Below are 20,776 nucleotides of genomic sequence, written 5' to 3' on the forward strand. Positions count from 1 at the left end.
TATATTTTTCAATATTACTTTCCCAATTACGATTGTTGAAAGGTGCAGCCCGACTTGAGCGGAGCTCTTTTTTGGTAACTGAGCTTGTCGAAGTTACTAAAAAAAGCGGGAGCGGAAGGCGGAAAAAGCTGCCCAAATTATTCTAAAAAACTATTTTCGAGAGTAATTGAATGTAAATTTTTATGCCTCCATAAATTTCATCTACATAAATAAACTCGTCACTGCTGTGAGAACGTGCCGATAAACCTGGCCCCATTTTCAACGAAGGAAACGGAATTACCGCTTGATCTGAAGTAGTTGGCGAACCATAAGTGGTTCCGCCCAATTCTAAACCTGCTTTTACAATAGGATGTTCCACAGAAATCGACGAAGAATTGAGCCTGAAACCTCTTGCAACAGCTTTACTTTTTATATTTTGTTGAATAATTTCTAAAACTTCACGATTGGTGTATTGGTCTGTAGTCCTTACATCTATGGTAAAACTGCAAGTGTTGGGCACCATGTTGTGCAATTTCCCCGCATTGATAACACTTACCGTCATTTTCACATCGCCTAAAGCATCAGATTTTTTGGGAAACTGATAATTTTTAATCCATTCTATATCCTTAATTGCGTTGTAAATGGCGTTATCATCATTAGGATGCGCTGCGTGAGAAGAAGTTCCCGAAGCTTCACAATCTACTACCATTAAGCCTTTTTCGGCAATTGCCATTTGCATTTCTGTAGGTTCACCAACAATTGCAAATTCTAAATTCCCAAAATGTGGAAGTACAGATTCTACCCCATCTAAACCAGAGTTTTCTTCTTGTGCAGTTGCTGCATAAACGATATTGTATTTTAAATCATCTGCATTATAAAAATAAAGAAAAGTTGCCATCAATGAAACTAAAGCTCCACCAGCATCATTACTACCCAAACCATATAATTTACCGTCTTTAACGACTGGCGTAAAAGGATCTAAAGTATAGCCAGAATTGGGTCTTACTGTATCATGATGAGAATTGAGCAGAATGGTTGGTTTTTCGGGAGAAAAATTTTGGTTAAAAGCCCAAACATTGTTTTGTTGACGATGAGTTTTTACCCCTTTTTCCTGAAGATATTTCTCGATTAAATCAGCCGTTTTATCTTCTTCTTTACTGAAAGAAGGGACAGAGATTAGCTGTTTGAGCAATTCTACTGCATTGTCGCCAAGTTCTAAAAAATTATTGGGTGATTTCTGTTCCACTCGTTCTATCGTTTTCGTTAATGAGTTTTTTTAAAAAAGTTTCTTTTACAATAAATACTGATTTTACTCCTTTTTCTATTGCTGCAAAAGCATTATCGATTTTCGGAATCATTCCGTCATTGACGCTGTTTTTTTCTTTGAGTTGAATATAAGTTTCTGGCGTTATTTTAGCAATGACAGAATTTTCATCATCAATATTTTCTAAAACTCCGTTTTTTTCAAAACAATACGCCAAATTTACTTCAAAATGTGTGGATAATGCCACTGCTAAACTCGATGCAATGGTATCTGCATTGGTATTGAGCAAATTACCGTTTCCATCGTGTGTAATGGCACAAAAAACCGGACAAATATTTTCAAAAATTACTTTTTCTAAAAAAATAGCGTTAATTTTTTCTGTTTCTACATCTCCTACCCAACCGAAGTCTATGGTTTTCACAGATCTTTTGTGAGCCGGAATAAGATTGGCATCAGCTCCAGAAAAACCGATGGAATTCAAACCATTTTTTTGCAAAGTAGCCACAATATTTTTATTTATTAAACCTGCATAAACCATCACTGCAACATCTCTAGTTTCCTCATTGGTGATTCTTCTGCCTTCAAAAAACTCCTGTGGAATTTCTAGTTTTTCGGCGAGTTTGGTGGCTAATTTTCCACCTCCGTGGACTAGAATTTTCGGTTTTTGTAATTCCGAGAAATCCTTCAAAAAAGCTTCTAACTTTTCCGGATGGTCTATTACGTTTCCGCCAATTTTGATGATGTAAAGTTCTTGTTTTTGCATTTCTATTTTTTTTTATTCTCTCGCAGATTTTGCAGATTGAGCTGATATATTATTCTAAAATATACTGCCATTTCGTGGCTCATAAATTACCTTACAAAAAAGAAAAACTTGTGATTTCTATCTTTCTCTTGTCGATTTTGCTGATTAAGCTGATATATTTACAATTTTATTAATCTGCCAAATCTGCTTTATCAGCGAGAAAACATTACAAAATATTTTTCAAAACTGCTTGTGCTGCGAACAATCTGTTGTATGATTGTTCAAAAATCAATGACTGTTCAGAATCCAAAACCTCATCACTTACTTCTACATTTCTACGAACTGGCAAACAATGCATTGGTTTACCATTATTCGTGATTTTCATTTTTTCTTCAGTTAACATCCAATCATCATAACCTTCAGCTACTTTTCCGTAATAATTAAATGAACTCCAATTTTTAATATACACAAAATCAGCATCTTTCAACGCTTCTTCTTGATTATTAGTCACTTGAGCTTCGCCAACAAATGCTGGGTCTAAATCTAAACCTTCAGGATGCGTAATCACAAAATCTACATCTTGCGTATTCATCCATTCTGCAAAAGAATTGGCAACCGCGTGTGGAATGGGCTTAATGTGAGGTCCCCAAGTGAGAACTACTTTTGGTTTTTTGGTTTCTTTCCATTGTTCTTTTATAGTAATGGTATCTGCTAAACTTTGTAAAGGATGTCTGGTAGCCGCTTCCATAGAAATCAATGGTTTATTGAGATACTTTTGGAAAAGCGTTAAAATCTTTTCTTCGGTGTCTGATTTTTTATTTTTTAAATCTGCAAAACATCTGATTGCCACAACATCACAATATTGTCCGATAACTGTAGCCGCATCTTTAATATGCTCTACCGTAGTACCATTCATTACAGCTCCATCTTCAGTTTCCCAAGCCCAAAAATCTTGTCCAGCATTGAAAGTCATCACTTTAAAACCTAGATTTTCAGCAGCTTTTTGAGTACTCATTCTTGTTCTGAGGCTAGAATTCATAAAAATTAAGCCCAAAGTTTTCCCTTTAGCTAAATTCTCGTCCTTCAAAGGATTTTTTTTGTATTCTAGAGCGTCTTGAATTAAGTTTTCAAGATTTTCTACGTCATTTATAGATAGAAATTGTTTCATTTTATTATTTGTATTTCCCACAGATTACACAGATTTACACAGATTTAATGAAATTTAATATCAAAAATCGTAAATCTAAAATTTTAATATTCGTTTAAAATTTGGATTAAAGCATCTGCGAATTTTTTCACATCTTCTTTTTTTACATTTAAAGCAGGTAAAACCCTCAAAGTATTTGGTGTTGATGCATTACCTGTCAACATTTTGTATTCTTTAACCAATCTATTTCTTACTTCATTGCAAGGAAAAGCCAAATCAATCCCAATCATTAAACCTTGATAACGAATTTCTTTGATATTTTTTTGATTTTGAAGCAAAGAAACCAAGTAATCGCCGATTTCTTGAGCGTTTTGTAATAGATTTTCTTCTTCAATCACCTCTAAAACCGCTTTGGTAGCAGCACAAGCCAAGAAATTACCTCCAAAAGTAGTTCCGAGTAAACCATAGGAAGCTTTGAATTTAGGTGAAATTAAAATCCCCGCAACAGGAAAACCATTTCCCATTCCTTTTGCCATCGAAATAATATCAGGAGTCACACCAGCGTGTTGATGAGCGAAAAATTTACCGCTTCTTCCGAAACCAGATTGAATTTCGTCTGCGATGAAAACTGCATTATTTTCATTACACAATTGCTGAATTTTGTGTAAAAATGCTGTGGTAGGAATCTGAACACCGCCAACTCCTTGAATCCCTTCTACAATTACTCCAGCAATATCTGAATTGGTTTTGAATTCATTTTCTAAAGCTTCCAAATCATTGAAGGGAAGTTTTACGAAATTTTCAGATTGATTCACTGGCGCTACAATTTTCGGATTGTCTGTACAAGCTACAGCAGCCGCAGTTCTTCCGTGGAAAGCTCCAGAAAAATAAATAATTTTCTTTTTTCCAGTGTGGAAAGAAGCCAATTTTATGGCATTTTCATTGGCTTCAGCACCAGAATTGCAAAGGAAAAGTGTATAATCCTCATAACCAGACAACTTGGTCAGTTGTTCAGCTACTTGATTTTGAATCGGAATTTTCACATAATTAGAATAAAAACCGATATTATTGAGTTGTTCTGTAATGTATTTTACATAAGTTGGGTGAGAATGTCCGATGGAAATCACTGCGTGACCACCATATAAATCTAGATATTCTGTTCCGTTTTCGTCCCAAAAATAGCTTCCCTCAGCTTTTGCAGGAGTAACGTCTATTAAAGGATATACATCAAAAAGTTTCATTTTTATTTATGATTTACGATGTTTGATTTACGATTTTAAAAACTTTGTCAAAGATTAATTTTAAATTATAAGAGCTTTGACAAAGTACCTTTCATTTTTACTTTTTATTGCTAAAAAGCAATAGATTTGAGTTTCAAACCTGCGTTTTCGGGAAACCCGAAAGATATATTCATGTTATGAATAGCTTGTCCTGAAGCGCCTTTTAAGAGATTATCAATTGCAGAATGTACCACTGCAAAATCTCCGTTTTTTTCAATATTAATCAAGCACCTATTGGTATTGACAACTTGTTTCAGATTAATTTCTTTTCTTGAAATCGTAGTGAAAATTTGTCCTTCGTAGAATTTTTCATACAATTCAAATAATTCTTCTAAAGAAAGTAAAGTTTTAAACGTAGAACTCACAAAAATTCCTCTTGCAAAATCTCCTCTCCATGGAACAAATTGCACCGAAAATGGAACTTTGCTCAACTCTTTTAGTTGAAAATTTATCTCGCCTAAATGCTGATGCGTTAAAGTTTTATACGCCGAAATGTTATTTTGTCTCCAACTGAAATGTGTAGTTTCAGAAAGTGATTTTCCTGCACCAGTTGCGCCTGTAATTCCTGTCGTATAAATTTCTGAAACTTCTTGATTTTGAAGAATCGGGATAATTCCCAACTGAATTGCAGTGGCAAAACAACCAGGATTAGCAATGAATTTTGCACCTTTCAATTGAGCCGAATTCAATTCTGGAAGTCCATAAACGAAAGAATTTCCTTGATAGGTTTCTCCAATTCTGAAATCGTTTCCTAAATCTATGACAACGGCGTTTCCAACGTTATTATTTTCGAGCCAAATTTTACTTTCTTTATGAGGTAAAGCCAGAAAAAGAACATCTGCATCAGTAGAATTATCAATAAATTCTAAATCAATTTCTCCGATTAGATCTTGGTGTAAATCCGTTACTTTTTTACCTACATTAGAATAGCTCGTCACAAACGAAAGTTCTGCATTGGGATGATTGAGCAACAAACGAATCAGTTCGCCACCAGTGTAACCAGTTCCACCAATAATTCCTGCTTTAATCATTATTTTCAGCGTTTACTTGATGATAAATCGATAGATAATTGGTATAAATTTTAGAAAAACCTTTCACGTCTTCACCGCTCCAAGATTTATTCATTTCACCGTAACTTCCAAATTTAGAAGTCATTAAATCATATTTAGATTCAATTCCGTTCAGTTCAAAGCGATAAGGAAAAAGCGTGACAAACACTTTACCCGTAACATTTTTCTGAGAATTTTCCATTAATTTTTCAATATCTCTCATCACAGGATCTAAGAAAAGAGCTTCGTGAAGCCAAGTTCCATACCAATCTGCCATTTGAGATTTAATCATCAATTGGTATTTAGAAAGTACGTGTTTTTCTAGCAAATGATGCGCTTTCAAAGTCAAAATAGCACCAGCTGCTTCGAAACCTACTCTACCTTTAATTCCAATAATGGTATCACCAACGTGAGTATCTCTACCAATGGCAAATTCTGAAGCAATTTCATTCAATTTAACAATCGCTTCGGAAGGATGAGAAAAATTTTGGTCATTAATTTTAATTAAATGTCCTTTTTCAAATTCTAAAGTCAATTTTTCAGGATTTTGCTTCTTTAATTGAGAAGGATAAGCTTCTTCTGGCAAATTGCTATGAGAAGTAAGCGTTTCTTTTCCGCCAACCGAAGTTCCCCAAAGACCTTGATTAATAGAATAAACTGATTTGGTGTAATCTCCCGAAAATCCTTTTTCTGTTAAATATTGAATTTCCGCTTCACGAGAAAGCTTCAAATCACGAATTGGCGTGATGATTTCCATTTGCGGACAAACGATATTAAAAATCCCATCGAAACGAACTTGGTCGTTTCCAGCGCCTGTACTTCCGTGAGCGATGGCAGTTGCACCAATTTTAAGCGCATATTCTGCTAAAGATTTTGCCTGAATGGTACGTTCTGCACTTACAGAAAGCGGATAGGTATTATTTTTGAGAACATTTCCGAAAACCAGATACTGAATGCAAGAATCATAATATTCTTTCACCACATCTAGACACGTAAAAGTTTTAGCACCTAGCAAAATTGCTTTCTGCTCTAATTTTTTGACTTCCTCTTCATTAAAACCACCTGTATTTACCGTAACTGCATGAACTTCGTAGCCTAAATCTTGCTGCAAATAAACTGCGCAAAAAGATGTATCTAAACCTCCGCTAAATGCTAAAACAACTTTTTTCATCTCTATTAATAATTTTGCATATAGTAACTTAAATCTCTTTTATTTTTTTCCTTGGGTGGAACGAATAACATTCCTGTGCAGAGACAATTTTTTCTGCCTTTGCCTTGTAAAATAGAATAATTGACACAACTTTGGCAACCATCCCAAAACTGATCATCTTGAGTAAGTTCCGAAAAAGGAACTGGATGATAACCCAACCTTGAATTAATTTTCATTACCGCCAAACCTGTGGTAATCCCAAATAATTTAGCGTTTGGATATTTTTCTCTGGTCACATTAAACACAGATTCTTTAATTCTACTTGCTAAACCGATATTTCTATACCTTGGCGAAACAATCAATCCCGAATTAGAAGCATAGTTACCATTGGTCCATGTTTCGATATAGCAGAATCCTGCCCAAATTCCATTGTGTGTGATTGCGATAACCGCATCGCCTTTTTCCATCTTCTCCTTAATATATTCTGGAGATCTTTTAGCGATACCAGTTCCTCTAATTTTAGCAGACTCTTCCATTTCTTTTACAATCTCGTCTGCAAAACAAAAATCATCAGCGGTTGTTTTTCTAATGATAAATTCCATTTAAATAAATAGTTTTAGAGTGCAAATATACAAATAAAGTTTAAATAAAAGATTTTTTATCTTTATATTTGAATAATTAAAAGATAATTTATTGTTAAAATAATCTTATTTGACATTTTTTATTTGTTTCTACCTTAACACTTCAATATAAAACCATTGATTATGAAGATTTTACAAAACAAGACATCTACAAACAAAAAAAATCGCTAAAAATGAATTTAGCGATTTAAAATATCTGTAAAATTTATGTTTATCTTACATGTAGCTTTCTATTGGCTCACAAGTACAAACCAAATTTCTATCTCCGAAAGCTTCGTCTACTCTAGACACAGAAGCGAAGAACTTATGTTCTCTCACCCATTCTAGCGGATAAGCTGCTTTTTCACGAGAATAGGGTTTATCCCAAGAATCTGAAATCACCACTTGTTCTGTATGCGGAGCATTTTTTAATACATTATTATGAGCATCTGCTTTTCCTTCAGCAATTTCTTCAATTTCTGCTTTGATAGCAATTAAAGCTTCAGCAAATCTGTCTAATTCTGCTTTAGATTCAGATTCTGTAGGCTCAATCATCAAAGTTCCAGCAACTGGGAAAGAAACCGTAGGAGCATGGAAACCATAATCCATCAAACGTTTTGCAACATCTGCCACCTCAATTCCTAGTGGTTTAAACTGACGGAAATCTACGATACATTCGTGAGCAACTCTACCTTTTTTATTTGCATATAAAATTGGGAAATGCTCTCCTAAAACTTCTTTTAAATAATTCGCGTTGATGATTGCAAATTCTGTAGAATTTCTCAAACCAACCGCTCCAAGCATTTTAATATATGCATAAGAAATATTAAGAACCAACGAAGAACCATAAGGCGCTGAAGAAATAGCATCTATTCCTTGACTTCCACCTGTTGGAATATTAGGATTTTGAGGCAAGAAAGGCACTAAATGTTTTGCCACACAAATTGGTCCAACTCCTGGTCCACCTCCACCGTGAGGAATTGCAAAAGTTTTGTGAAGATTTAAGTGACAAACATCTGCACCGATATTTCCTGGTGAAGTGAAGCCAACTTGAGCATTCATGTTTGCACCATCCATGTAAACTTGACCACCATTTTCGTGGATTAAGTCTGTAATTTCTTTTACGTTATCATCAAAGAAACCATAAGTAGATGGATACGTAATCATGAAAGCAGATAAATTATCTTTATGCTCTTCCACTTTAGCTTTTAAATCTTCAAAATCTATTTGTCCGTCTTCAAGATTTTTCACCACCACTACTTTAAGACCAGCAATTACCGCAGAAGCAGGATTGGTTCCGTGAGCAGATTGAGGAATTAAACAAATATTTCTGTGACCTTGACCGATAGATTTTTGATATGCTCTAATCACCATTAAACCAGCATATTCACCTTGAGCTCCAGAATTTGGTTGAAGTGAAGTTGCCGCAAAACCAGTAATCGTAGCCAAATCTTTTTCTAAAGTTTTGATTAATTTCTGATAACCATCAGCTTGATTAATAGGTACAAACGGATGAATCGCGCCCCAATGTTCCCAAGAAAGTGGAATCATTTCTGTAGCTGCATTCAGTTTCATGGTACAAGAACCTAGAGAAATCATAGAATGCGTTAATGATAAATCTTTTCTTTCGAGACGCTTAATATAACGCATCAATTCTGTCTCAGTATGATATTTATTGAAAACTTCTTCTTTTAAGATTTCGTCTTTTCTCAATAAATTTTCTGGAAGTGTAGAAACGGCTTTTGGCTCTAATTTGAAACCTTGTTTTTGCTTGAATTGTGCAAAAGCAGCCACTACTTTATCAATTTTTTCGGTAGTTGTAGTTTCATTGATAGAAATACTTACAAAACCTTCAGTAAAATAATTTAAATTGATTTTATGATCAAGCATTAATCTCTTTAACTTATCTTTTTCTTCTTCAGACATGCTGATTTTAACCGTATCAAAAACTGGCTCTTTCACCGTATCATATCCTAAAACCGAAAGCGCATCTCTTAAAGCATTAGTTTTAAAATGAATTTGGTCTGCAATATATTCTAAACCAGCTTTACCGTGATAAACAGCATACATAGAAGCCATTACAGATAATAAAACTTGAGCTGTACAAATATTAGAAGTTGCCTTTTCACGTTTAATGTGTTGTTCTCTTGTTTGCAAAGCCATTCTCAAAGCACGTTTTCCGTATGCATCTTGAGTCACCCCAATAATTCTTCCCGGAATATCACGTTTATATTCTTCTTTACAAGCAAAAAACGCAGCGTGAGGACCACCATAACCTAATGGAATACCAAATCTCTGCGTAGTTCCCACTGCACAATCAGCTCCCATTTCTGCAGGTGATTTTAATTTCACTAAAGCAAGCGGGTCACAAGCAACTACTACTTGAAGATTTAATGCTTTATAACTTGAAATTAACTCGGTATAATCAATCACAATTCCGTTTTTACCCGGATATTGTAAAATAGCTCCGAAAAATTCTGCATTAAGCTCAAAATTTTCATGATTACCAACAACTATATCTATTCCTAAACCATCAGCTTTGGTTCTAAGAACCGCAATGGTTTGAGGTAAAACCAAATCAGAAACAAAAAACTTGTTGGCTTCTGCTTTTTTCTGGTCTTTTGTTCTGTTTGAAAAGAACATACTCATGGCTTCAGAAGCTGCAGTTCCCTCATCTAATAGAGAAGCATTCGCTAAATGAAAACCGGTAAGATTGGTAATTAATGTTTGGTAATTCAATAACGCTTCTAATCTACCTTGTGCAATTTCTGCTTGATAAGGTGTATAAGCGGTGTACCAACTAGGATTTTCTAAAATATTTCTCTGGATAACACTTGGCAAAATACTGTTATGATAACCAAAACCAATGTACGTATCATAATCTAGATTTTTAGCAGCCAACTCTTTAGAATGCTGAAGCATTTCGTACTCAGATAAAGGAGCAGAAATATCTAATTCATTTTCTAATCGGATTGCATCTGGAATAGTTTGAGAAATTAATTCTTCTACAGAAGAAACGCCAATTTTTTGTAACATAGCGTTCTTATCAGCTTCATTGAAGTTGATGTGACGGTTCACAAATTGCTGTGTGTTCATAAAAATTTTAGGTATTATTTTTACTTTTTGTAAGTTTCGTAAAAATAAGGAATTTTTTATGAATAGTAAAATTCTATTTTTCTATAAAAACTATTGACGAAAAACTAAGTACAAAGCTATCGCTAAAAGAATAATAGCCAATAACTTATAATAAAAACGAGCGTTAACCTCTTCCTTTTTTTGTGGTACAGTTGTAGAATTTTGAGCAGGAACTTCATCTTTTATAGAAGTTTTTATTTCCCTAGAAACTTCGGTGATGGTAATTCCTTGAACCACCGTTTTGTGTAATAAAGTATTGGTAGCATGAAGAATAATCTGAAACTTACCTTCTTTATCAAACTCCTTGATTCTAAATTTTCTATCGCCTTGAGACTTTTCTAAACCAAATGGCGTGATTTTCACCAAATCCGCATCATAGGTTTGCCAATGAATGGTAATTTCGTCGCCTTTTTGTGCTCGGATTTTATCGGCGTGAAAGTTTTTAATTTTTGGAGGAAGCATTGATTTTTGACTTCTTTGGAAACTCCCAAATCGCTGGTCGTAAACTTTTCTAGATTCTTCATCAATCAATGTTTCATACGCTTCTTTTATTTCTCTGAAACGCTCTGTAAAAAACTCATCATTTTCGTTTTTATCAGGGTGATATTTCAGCGAAAGTTTACGATACGCTTTTTTAATGTCTTCAGAAGAAGCATTCGGTTTTATTCCTAGAAAATAGTAGTAGTCTTTCAATGGATTGATGATTGAGGAGCAAAAATAGAAAAATAAGTTTTTATGAAAAAGGAAACCACTAAGAGTTTCCTTCTGTATAATTTTTAAATTGATTAAGAATGCTTTGCCATCCTTGTTCTTGCATTTCCAAAGCATTAATCATTTCTGGCTCGAAGCGTTCGAAAATTTCGGTAGTATTTTCATCTATTTTATGAAAAAACACCTCTACTTTTCTACCATCTTCTATATGATATTCAATTTTATGAAGCGGAATGATTTCCGTATACGTTCCATGAAAAACAAAACTTGCCGACTTGTCTATAGCAGCCATGGTATAGAAAAATTCGCCACCTATTTCTAAGTTATTTTCCGCTTTCGGACAATGCCAACTTTCGTGTGCAAAATTCCAATTTACAATATGTTCAGCTTCGGTAAAAAACGCCCAAACCTTTTCTATTGGCGCATTGATGGTGACATTTACAATAAGTGGTTCCATTTTTTTTAATGTTGAATTTTGGATGACAGATGATGGAAGTTAAAAACTTTTTACTTGGCTCTTTTTACTTGTCTCTTTCTAGTTCTGAGAATTATCAAAATAGCTGAAATCTTTAGTGATTTTACCATTTTCTATGGTGAAAATTGTACAAATTGGCAGTTCTGATTTGGTTTTATCCGGATTGGTAGATTTGGCTACAAATTCTACAATGACGTTATTTTTTCCTGAAGGATAAATTGCCACTAGAGAATCTTGTACATCAGGAAACATCATTTGTAGTTCACTATATTCTTTCACAATCTGCTCACGAGATTTTTTATGCAACTTCATCTTTGAACCTGGCTCTTTAAATTCGGCATTTTCTATATATAAATTTGCCATTTTTTGCCAATCGTGTTTGTTAAATTCTACAAAAAGTTGCTTTGCAATTTTTTCGTTTTCGGTAGTATCTATTTTTATGATTTTTTCTTCTTCTTTTTTGCAAGAAAAAAGCGAAACCATAGCTAAAAATAAAACGATTTTTTTCATATTCTTTGGGTTTAGTGTCAACCAAAGATAAAAAAAAGCGCACTAAAAAGTGCGCTTACACAAAAAATTTAAATTTATTTTACAGCTTCTAAAGCTGCTGCATAATTAGGCTCTTGAGCTATTTCTGGAACTTGCTCTGTATATTTTACAGTTCCGTTTTCGTCTAAAACTACCACTGCTCTACTTAACAAACCTTTAAGCGGAGAGTCAGCAATCGTTAAACCATAATTTTCGCCAAAGTTTCCTCTGTAATCAGAAAGATTCATTACATTTTGAAGTCCTTCTGAAGCACAAAATCTACCTAAAGCGAATGGTAAATCTTTAGAAACATTTACCACAACTGTATTATCTAAAGCAGATGCTTCTTCGTTAAATTTTCTAGCAGAAGCGGCGCAAACTCCTGTATCTATACTCGGGAAAATATTAAGTACTACTTTTTTACCAGCAAAATCAGACAATGTTTTTTCTGATAAATCTTCTGCAACTAATGTAAAATCTTGTGCTACAGTTCCTAGTTCTGGTAAATTTCCTGAAGTGTGAATTTCGTTTCCTTGTAATGTAATATTTGCCATTTTTTTATTTTTTATACTTTGTCAAAGATATAGTTTTTACCCATAATAAATAAAAGGAATTATAAATTTATGTATTTCATAAATTCTATAAAAATCACTAAATTTGCTAACTTCTTAATTTTAAACAATTAAAAACTCAGAAATATAATGTCTAACAATTCAACAATCATCTATACGTATACAGATGAAGCGCCAATGTTGGCAACTCACTCATTATTACCAATCATTCAAAAATATGCTTCTACTGCTGGAATTAATGTAGAATCTAGAGACATTTCTTTGGCTGGAAGAATTTTGGCAAATTTCCCAGAATATTTAACCGAAGAACAAAAAACTGCAGACGCACTTGCAGAATTAGGAGAATTAGCGACTAAACCAGAAGCTAACATCATTAAATTACCCAATATTTCTGCTTCTGTTCCGCAATTAGAAGAAGCGATTGCAGAATTACAAAAACACGGTTATGCAGTGCCTAATTATCCTGCAGAACCAAAAACCGAAGAAGAAACTACCATCAATAAAAAATATGCTAAAGTTTTAGGAAGTGCTGTAAATCCTGTTCTAAGAGAAGGAAACTCAGATAGAAGAGCGCCTAAAGCGGTTAAAAATTACGCAAAAGCAAATCCTCACAGAATGGGAGTTTGGGCTGCAGATTCTAAAACTTCTGTTGCTCACATGAATAATGGAGATTTCTACGGTACTGAAAACTCTACCACTGTAGAAAACGAATGTAAATATAGAATTGTATTCTATGGAAATGATGGTTCATCTAAAGTTTTGAAAGATTTTGCTCCTTTAAAAGCTGGTGAAGTAATCGATTCTTCTGTGATGAATATTTCTGCACTAAAATCTTTTGTAAAAGAAGCCATCAACGAAGCTAAAGAAAAAAATGTATTGCTTTCTGCACATTTGAAAGCTACGATGATGAAGGTTTCTGACCCAATTATCTTTGGAGCGGTTGTTGAAACTTATTTTGCTGATGTTTTTGAGAAATATGCAGCAACTTTCAAAGAATTAGACATTAATCCTAACTTTGGTTTAGCTACCCTTTTCGAAAAAATTGCTGGTCATGCTCAAGAAGCTGAAATTAAAGCAGACATCGAAAAAACAATTGAAAACGGACCAAGAATTGCGATGGTAAATTCTGATAAAGGCATTACCAATTTCCACGTTTCTTCAGACGTTATCGTAGATGCTTCTATGGCAGCTTTAGTAAGAGGTGGCGGTAAAATGTGGAATAGAGAAGGAAAAGAAGAAGATACCGTTTGTATTATTCCAGATAGAACTTACGCTGGTTTCTATGATGCAATAGTAGAAGAAATGAAACAAAACGGCGCAATAGACCCAACTACTTTCGGTACTGTTCCAAACGTAGGTTTAATGGCTCAAAAAGCTGAAGAATACGGTTCTCACGATAAAACTTTCCAAATTTCTGGAGAAGGAACTGTAAAAATTGAAGACGAAAACGGAACTACCCTTTTAGAACAAAACGTTCAGAATGGTGATATTTTCAGAATGTGCCAAACCAAAGATGCTCCCATCCAAGATTGGGTAAAACTAGCGGTAAACAGAGCGAGACTTTCTAACACTCCAGCTATTTTCTGGTTAGACAAAGGAAGAGCTCACGATGCACAAATCATCAAAAAAGTAGAAAAATATCTTCAAAATTACGATTTAACGGGTCTTGACATCAGAATTATGGATGTAAAAGATGCTATGCTCGAAACACTGAAAAGAGGTAGAGAAGGTAAAGACACGATTTCGGTTTCTGGAAACGTTTTAAGAGATTATTTAACCGACATGTTCCCAATTTTAGAGCTTGGAACTTCTGCTAAAATGCTCTCTATCGTTCCATTGATGAACGGTGGTGGTTTATTTGAAACGGGAGCTGGCGGTTCTGCTCCAAAACACATTCAACAATTTTTAGAAGAAGGTTATCTAAGATGGGATTCTCTAGGCGAATTTTTAGCTTTACAAGCAAGTTTAGAGCACCTTTCTCAGACTCAAAACAATCCTAAAGCGCAAGTTCTAGCGGATGCTCTTGATGAAGCAAATGCTAAATTCTTAGCAACAGATAAATCTCCTGCAAGAAAAGTGGGCGGAATAGACAACAGAGGTTCTCACTTCTACTTGGCCATGTATTGGGCGGAAGCTTTGGCAAATCAAACTGCAGATGCTGAATTAGCAGCTACTTTTGCACCAATTGCTAAATCAATGCAAGAAAACGAAGCAAAAATCAATGAAGAATTAATTGGAGCGCAAGGAAAATCGCAAGACATTGGTGGTTATTATCAACCAGATTCTACGAAAACTTACGCAGCTATGAGAGCTTCGGCTACATTAAATGCAATTGTAGATTCTTTATAAAATTCTAAAATTTAGATTTTAAATCATAAAAAAACCTCCCGAAAATTTCGGGAGGTTTTTATTTTAAGTAGTTGCGACTGTAGTTGCTGCGCTTCCATCATCATCTGAACTAAAATAATTGACTACATGAATAATACTAAGCAAAGTAATGGCATCTAAATCTTGTTCTAAAGCAATCTCGTAGTGGAATTTAAAATCTTTCCATTTAAAATTTCTTTTCAGATGAAAGTAAACCTTTTCATTTTCGTCTTTCATGACCAAAATATTGCTGTACCATTTTTCTTTTTTGATGATGAAATGTTTTTCGCCATCCAGTAAACTGGTCATGATGATATTTCCTTTCCAATCCATTTTAAATTTCAGTAAAACCCTTTCATATTCTGTAACTTCTACGGAGGTTGTCCAAAAACCTTTGGTATCAGTTTTAAAAATTTTTGAACCTACATGAATTTCCGCTTTGGGTAGATTAATTCTCCTAAAATTTCTTGATTTTCGTTTTCTAGAATAAAATTTCTAGAATTTTGTGATGTTGCAGTGTAGGTTTTCATGTTATTCTTCGTCTAATTGGTTAAGAATATTTTTAATTTTCTTGTAATATTTTCCGTAATAATGATTGATGACAAATTCCATGAAAAGAACCACCAATCCAAGCAAGAAAGCTACCATGAAAAATAAAACTCCAAATAATTTCAGAAAATCTGCATCTTTCAAATGGAAAATATCTTGACCAGTAGTGTTAAAATGCATCCCAAAATACAAACCTAAAGCCATTCCCAAAAACATCATGATAAAAGTAAGCGCTCTGTAGAGTTCTATGAAAAGTCTTAATTCATAAGCAAACCACATCAGATTTTTTCTGCTGTCATAAGACAAATTGTAGCTTTGCTTGTAAAATCTGTAAAATTTCAAGGTGTAATAAAGCATGAAACCTACCATCAACACGTAAAACAAGGCAAAAATAGAAATACTCTGAAAATCCCATTCGTTTCTTTTCGCATAAGGCACAAAACCAATTAATACCGTTAAAATCGCCTGAGAAATAAGGTCGAATTTCATATTTCTTCGCACTTTATCAATAGGATTATGTGCTTCTTTTATTTTATCTAGATTTTGGGGTAATGAAACCTCGTTGTTTTCTTGGTTCCATTGTTCTTGTAATTTATCAAAATTCATAGCCGTAATTTTTAATAATTTGTTGTAATTTTTCTTTGGTTCGGTTGAGTTTTACACGTGCGTTAACTTCGGTAATCCCAATATTGGTAGCGATTTCTTTATGACTTTGGCCTTCGAGAAATAAAAAAATCAGCGCTTTTTCTACAGGATTGAGTTCATGAACTGCTTTATAAAAAAATTCTAATTGTGTTTCTTTTTCGTCAGAATTTTCGTCTTGTACATCTATATTTTCGGTTAACGAAGCATTATCGGTTTTCTTTTTTTCTTTGTTAAGAAAAGTAAGTGCAGTATTGATACTTACTCTGTATAACCATGTAGAAAACTGACTTTTGCCTTCGAAGTTTTGGTAAGATTTCCAAAGCTGAAATACAATTTCCTGATAAAGATCTTCTCTATCTTCCTGATGATCTACATACATTTTAGATACCTTGAAAATCATCCCTTTATGACTTTCAATTTTCTCTAAAAATTCTTGTTGCAGATTCTTCATTCTTTAATTTCTATGGAGTTAGTACTAAAGTAGAAAAAATGTTACAATAGAAAACAAAAAAAAATCCTTCAAAGTATAAAACTCTGAAGGATTTTAGTTAAATATTAAGAAAAAACTATTATTTTAAGTCGAAACGATCTGCGTTCATCACTTTCGTCCAAACTTTGATGAAATCATTTACAAATTTCTCTTTGTTGTCATCTTGCGCATATACTTCTGCATAAGATCTTAAGATAGAATTAGAGCCAAACACTAAATCTACTCTTGTTGCTGTGAATTTAGTAGCGCCAGATTTTCTATCTACAATATTGTATAGATTTTCTGCAACTGGCTCCCATTTGAAGTTCATGTCTGTAAGATTTACAAAGAAATCATTAGTCAAAACTCCTACTTTATCGGTAAATACACCATGTTGAGTTCCTCCGTAATTGGTTCCTAAAACTCTCATACCACCAATTAACACCGTCATTTCTGGAGCTGTAAGACCAAGTAATTGAGTTTTATCTAGCATCAATTCTTCTGGAGTTACCACATAATCTTTTTTCAACCAGTTTCTGTATGCGTCGTGTAATGGTTCTAGCTCTTCGAAAGATTCTACATCTGTTTGTTCTTGTGTAGCATCTCCTCTTCCTGCTGCAAATGGAACTTTTACATCAAAACCTGCATCTTTAGCTGCTTGTTCTACTGCTGCACTTCCTCCTAGAACGATTAAATCTGCAATGCTTACTTTTTTATCTAAAGTTGACTGAATTTCTGTAAGTTTATTTAAGACTTTTTCTAATCTTGCCGGTTCGTTTCCTTCCCAGTTTTTCATAGGCTCTAGTCTAATTCTAGCACCATTTGCTCCACCTCTGAAATCAGAACCACGGAAAGTTCTCGCAGAATCCCAAGCTGTATTGATGAGTTCTGTTCTGGTTAATCCAGAATTTAGAAGTTTAGTTTTTAAATCTTCGATTTCAGCATCAGAAAGCGTGTAATCTACTGTAGGAATTGGGTCTTGCCAAATTAAATCTTCAGCAGGAACATCTGCTCCTAAGTATCTTGATTTAGGACCTAAATCTCTGTGAGTTAATTTAAACCAAGCTCTTGCAAATACTTCTTGGAAATATGCTGGATCTTGGTGGAATTTCTCAGAAATTTTTCTGTATTCAGGGTCTACTTTTAGCGCCATATCTGCATCTGTCATCATAGGATTTCTACGAACATTAGGATTATGTGCATCTAGTGGTTTATCTTCCTCAGCAATGTTTACTGGTTCATATTGCCAAGCTCCAGCTGGACTCTTGGTTAATTGCCAATCATACTTGAATAATAAATCAAAGAAACCATTATCAAATCTTGTAGGATGAGTAGTCCAAGCTCCTTCAATACCAGAAGTTACCGTATTACCAGCTGCACCTTTAGGATTCATCCATCCAAAACCTTGATTTTCTACTCCTCCTTCTTCTGGATCTGGTCCTAATGTAGAAGCATCACCGTTTCCGTGAGCTTTTCCTACAGTATGACCACCTGCTGTAAGTGCTACAGTCTCCTCGTCATTCATTGCCATTCTCTTGAATGTAATACGCATATCTCTAGCAGTTTTCAATGGATCTGGGTTTCCATCTACTCCTTCTGGATTTACATAAATTAATCCCATCATTACTGCAGCTAAAGGATTTTCTAAATCTCTTTCTCCAGAATAACGGCTACCTTCGCTACCAGTTGGCGCTAACCATTCTTTTTCGCTTCCCCAATAAATATCTTTTTCTGGATGCCATATATCTTCTCTACCACCTGCAAATCCAAAGGTTTTAAGTCCCATTGATTCATAAGCCATGTTTCCTGCTAGAATCATAAGGTCTGCCCAAGAAAGCTTGTTTCCGTATTTTCTTTTGATTGGCCAAAGCAATCTTCTCGCTTTATCTAAGTTAGCATTATCAGGCCAAGAATTAAGCGGTGCAAAACGTTGATTTCCTGTATTCGCTCCACCTCTTCCGTCTGCAACTCTATACGTTCCAGCAGAATGCCAAGCCATTCTAATCATTAAACCGCCATAGTGTCCCCAATCTGCAGGCCACCAATCTTGGCTTTCGGTCATTAAATTTTTTAAATCTGTTTTTACTGCTTCTAAATCTAATTTCTTAAATTCTTCCGCATAGTTGAATTCTTCTCCTAGAGGATTGGTTTTCTTGTCATGCTGATGAAGAATATCAAGATTTAAAGCTTTAGGCCACCAACTCATTACTGATTGGTCACTGCCTGTATTTGCGCCATGCATTACAGGGCATTTCCCTGAATTTCCTAATGACATTCCTGCCACTGGAATTGGGTTTTCTTCGTTTTTACTGTGAATAGTTTCTCCTTGATGAGGGTTGTTTTCTTTTGGTAATTCATGATGTGGAAATGGACATTTCCCTTGCTCTGATGTACTCATATTGATTATTTTTTGTCAAAATTAAAAGTTTAATGGTCTTGTAAAGTATAATTTCAATTCATTAAAAAAATTCAAGTTATAGATTTTGACAATCAAAAATAAAATTTCAATAAATTATAACTATTGACAATCTTTTTAAAAAATCTTATTTTTGAACAAATAAATTTATGAAAAAAATTGCATTCCTCCTCTTAATTTTAACTCTAAATTCTTGTATTTCAGTAAAAAAGTACAATGAACGCCTTGAAAAGCCCATTTCCAGCGAAAAGCTAAAACAAGATATAGATTACGCCTATATAAAACTTCAGAAACTTCATCCTACTCTATATACTTATATATCCAAAGAGACATTAGATTATAAATTTGACAGTCTTAAAAACACCATTCATGAACCGTTAAAACCTTTAGAATTTTATTTTAAACTCGCACCAGTTATCTCAGAAGTGAGACAAGGTCATTTAAGATTGGTTCCGCCTGAGAAAAAACTTACCAAGAAGGAAATTAAAAAACTCAAAGAACAAAAAGGACTTCTGGGAAGATTATCTTATTATGTAGAAAACGACAAACTCTATGTAAAAGACAACCCAGAAAAAGTTTCCAATATCAAAAACGGTTCAGAAGTCATTGCCATTAACAATATAGAAACCGAAACACTACTTAAAAAATACGAAACCCTCATCACCAGTGATGGTTATAACACCACCTATCAAAAATATTCGATGGCGAGAAGATTTCCTACTTTTTTCACGGTAGAATATGGAATAATGGACAGCGTGAAAATAGATTTAAAATCCGAAAATACCCTTGACCAAAAACTCGTTATCCGAGAAAAAAAATCAAAAGAAGATAAAAAGAAGGAAAAAACCGATAAAAAACCAACAGAAGAAAAGAAAACCAAAGACTACAATCCCGTGACCAAAAGTTTCAATAGAAATTTGAAATTTTTAGAAAAAGACAGCAGTATAGCATACATCAAAATCAAGACATTTTCGGGGACTTATTCTCAAAAATTTTACAGAGAAACTTTTCGAGAAATCAAAAAGGCCAAATCTAAGTACCTCATCTTAGACATCAGAGATAATTTGGGCGGTTCTCTTGCCGAAATTACGAATTTGTATAGCTATTTAGCAAAAGATAAATTCAGATTCATCAATGATTTAGAGGTAGCTAATAGAACTTCCATTACTCATGCTGATTATTTTTCGCACTTTCCAAATTATCTGAAACCAATTGCAGCTGTGGGATATTTACCATCTAAATTAACCAGTTTATTGATGGTTCGTCACAAAACCGATAAATATTATTTAAAATCTCAGAACATTTTCACCCTGAAAAAGCCTAAAAAAGATGCTTTCGAAGGGGAAATTTATGTTCTCATCAACGGAAGCAGTTTTTCTGCATCTTCTGTAATTTCTGCAAAATTAAAAAACGACAAGCGCGCCATGATTATAGGAGAAGAAACTGGTGGCGCCAATGACGGAACAGTTGCTGGAATTTATAGCACTCAAAAACTGCCAAATTCTAAACTAAAATTACCCATTGGATTGTTTTTGGTTCAGCCCAATATAGAATTCACTCATACCATGAAAGGAGTTACTCCAGATGTAGAAATAAAGCCTAATTTTAAACAAATTTTGGAACGAAAAGATATAGAATTAGAATGGATTCTGAAAGAAATCAAAGGAAAATAAACCTT

18 protein-coding genes are annotated in these 20,776 nt (G+C 34.1%); 2 read left to right on the plus strand and 16 right to left on the minus strand.

Going from position 1 to position 20,776, the window contains the following annotated elements:
* Window positions 1-142 precede the first annotated feature (142 nt).
* The 12 genes from KKQ76_RS05580 to tpx all read right to left on the minus strand — a co-directional run bounded on the left by KKQ76_RS05580 (window position 143) and on the right by tpx (window position 12,634).
* Window positions 143-1,225 carry a M20 family metallo-hydrolase gene (locus KKQ76_RS05580; RefSeq protein ID WP_213196189.1) on the minus strand — a complete coding sequence of 361 codons (1,083 nt, stop codon included), beginning with the start codon at window positions 1,223-1,225 and terminating at the stop codon, window positions 143-145.
* Window positions 1,203-2,006 carry an acetylglutamate kinase gene (gene argB / locus KKQ76_RS05585; protein ID WP_213196190.1) on the minus strand — a complete coding sequence of 268 codons (804 nt, stop codon included), beginning with the start codon at window positions 2,004-2,006 and terminating at the stop codon, window positions 1,203-1,205. Before argB ends, KKQ76_RS05580 begins: the two co-directional genes overlap by 23 nt.
* A 205-nt stretch (window positions 2,007-2,211) precedes the next feature.
* On the minus strand, window positions 2,212-3,153 hold the full coding sequence (locus tag KKQ76_RS05590) for a Rossmann-fold NAD(P)-binding domain-containing protein (protein ID WP_213196191.1): 942 nt from the start codon (window positions 3,151-3,153) through the stop codon (window positions 2,212-2,214).
* 83 nt (window positions 3,154-3,236) lie between these two features.
* On the minus strand, window positions 3,237-4,373 hold the full coding sequence (locus KKQ76_RS05595; protein ID WP_213196192.1) for an aspartate aminotransferase family protein: 1,137 nt from the start codon (window positions 4,371-4,373) through the stop codon (window positions 3,237-3,239).
* Between the two features lie 110 nt (window positions 4,374-4,483).
* The gene (gene argC, locus KKQ76_RS05600; protein WP_213196193.1) at window positions 4,484-5,443 is read right to left on the minus strand and encodes an N-acetyl-gamma-glutamyl-phosphate reductase; all 960 of its coding nucleotides are present in this window, start codon (window positions 5,441-5,443) and stop codon (window positions 4,484-4,486) included.
* Window positions 5,436-6,632, minus strand: coding sequence for an argininosuccinate synthase (gene argG / locus KKQ76_RS05605; RefSeq protein WP_213196194.1), 1,197 nt, complete (start codon window positions 6,630-6,632; stop codon window positions 5,436-5,438). The genes argC and argG overlap by 8 nt, the downstream gene beginning before the upstream one ends.
* 5 nt (window positions 6,633-6,637) lie before the next feature.
* Window positions 6,638-7,213 (minus strand): GNAT family N-acetyltransferase, encoded by a 576-nt coding sequence (locus tag KKQ76_RS05610; protein WP_213196195.1) that lies wholly within the window; start codon window positions 7,211-7,213, stop codon window positions 6,638-6,640.
* A 255-nt stretch (window positions 7,214-7,468) separates the two neighbouring features.
* The gene (gene gcvP / locus KKQ76_RS05615) at window positions 7,469-10,327 is read right to left on the minus strand and encodes an aminomethyl-transferring glycine dehydrogenase (protein WP_213196196.1); all 2,859 of its coding nucleotides are present in this window, start codon (window positions 10,325-10,327) and stop codon (window positions 7,469-7,471) included.
* Between the two features lie 90 nt (window positions 10,328-10,417).
* On the minus strand, window positions 10,418-11,059 hold the full coding sequence (locus KKQ76_RS05620; protein WP_213196197.1) for a J domain-containing protein: 642 nt from the start codon (window positions 11,057-11,059) through the stop codon (window positions 10,418-10,420).
* Window positions 11,060-11,117: 58 nt separating this feature from the next.
* Window positions 11,118-11,534, minus strand: coding sequence for an SRPBCC domain-containing protein (locus KKQ76_RS05625; protein ID WP_213196198.1), 417 nt, complete (start codon window positions 11,532-11,534; stop codon window positions 11,118-11,120).
* A 78-nt stretch (window positions 11,535-11,612) separates the two neighbouring features.
* Window positions 11,613-12,062 carry a nuclear transport factor 2 family protein gene (locus tag KKQ76_RS05630; RefSeq protein WP_213196199.1) on the minus strand — a complete coding sequence of 150 codons (450 nt, stop codon included), beginning with the start codon at window positions 12,060-12,062 and terminating at the stop codon, window positions 11,613-11,615.
* Between the two features lie 74 nt (window positions 12,063-12,136).
* Complete coding sequence (gene tpx, locus KKQ76_RS05635; RefSeq protein WP_213196200.1) at window positions 12,137-12,634, minus strand: thiol peroxidase; 498 nt, start codon at window positions 12,632-12,634, stop codon at window positions 12,137-12,139.
* Window positions 12,635-12,781: 147 nt separating this feature from the next.
* Between tpx and KKQ76_RS05640 the strand changes: the two genes are divergently transcribed.
* The gene (locus tag KKQ76_RS05640; protein ID WP_213196201.1) at window positions 12,782-15,001 is read left to right on the plus strand and encodes an NADP-dependent isocitrate dehydrogenase; all 2,220 of its coding nucleotides are present in this window, start codon (window positions 12,782-12,784) and stop codon (window positions 14,999-15,001) included.
* A 63-nt stretch (window positions 15,002-15,064) separates the two neighbouring features.
* On the opposite strand, the gene KKQ76_RS05645 is transcribed toward KKQ76_RS05640, so the two are convergent.
* The 4 genes from KKQ76_RS05645 to katG all read right to left on the minus strand — a co-directional run bounded on the left by KKQ76_RS05645 (window position 15,065) and on the right by katG (window position 18,957).
* The gene (locus KKQ76_RS05645; protein ID WP_213196202.1) at window positions 15,065-15,352 is read right to left on the minus strand and encodes a hypothetical protein; all 288 of its coding nucleotides are present in this window, start codon (window positions 15,350-15,352) and stop codon (window positions 15,065-15,067) included.
* Between the two features lie 198 nt (window positions 15,353-15,550).
* Window positions 15,551-16,174 carry a hypothetical protein gene (locus KKQ76_RS05650; protein WP_213196203.1) on the minus strand — a complete coding sequence of 208 codons (624 nt, stop codon included), beginning with the start codon at window positions 16,172-16,174 and terminating at the stop codon, window positions 15,551-15,553.
* Window positions 16,164-16,664 carry an RNA polymerase sigma factor gene (locus KKQ76_RS05655; RefSeq protein WP_213196204.1) on the minus strand — a complete coding sequence of 167 codons (501 nt, stop codon included), beginning with the start codon at window positions 16,662-16,664 and terminating at the stop codon, window positions 16,164-16,166. The genes KKQ76_RS05650 and KKQ76_RS05655 overlap by 11 nt, the downstream gene beginning before the upstream one ends.
* 118 nt (window positions 16,665-16,782) lie before the next feature.
* On the minus strand, window positions 16,783-18,957 hold the full coding sequence (katG, locus tag KKQ76_RS05660; RefSeq protein WP_262897649.1) for a catalase/peroxidase HPI: 2,175 nt from the start codon (window positions 18,955-18,957) through the stop codon (window positions 16,783-16,785).
* Window positions 18,958-19,247: 290 nt separating this feature from the next.
* Between katG and KKQ76_RS05665 the strand changes: the two genes are divergently transcribed.
* The gene (locus KKQ76_RS05665; protein WP_213196206.1) at window positions 19,248-20,771 is read left to right on the plus strand and encodes a S41 family peptidase; all 1,524 of its coding nucleotides are present in this window, start codon (window positions 19,248-19,250) and stop codon (window positions 20,769-20,771) included.
* The last annotated feature ends 5 nt before the right edge of the window (window positions 20,772-20,776 follow it).

It is taken from the genome of Cloacibacterium caeni (assembly GCF_907163105.1).
In the GTDB taxonomy this organism is placed as follows: domain Bacteria; phylum Bacteroidota; class Bacteroidia; order Flavobacteriales; family Weeksellaceae; genus Cloacibacterium; species Cloacibacterium caeni_A.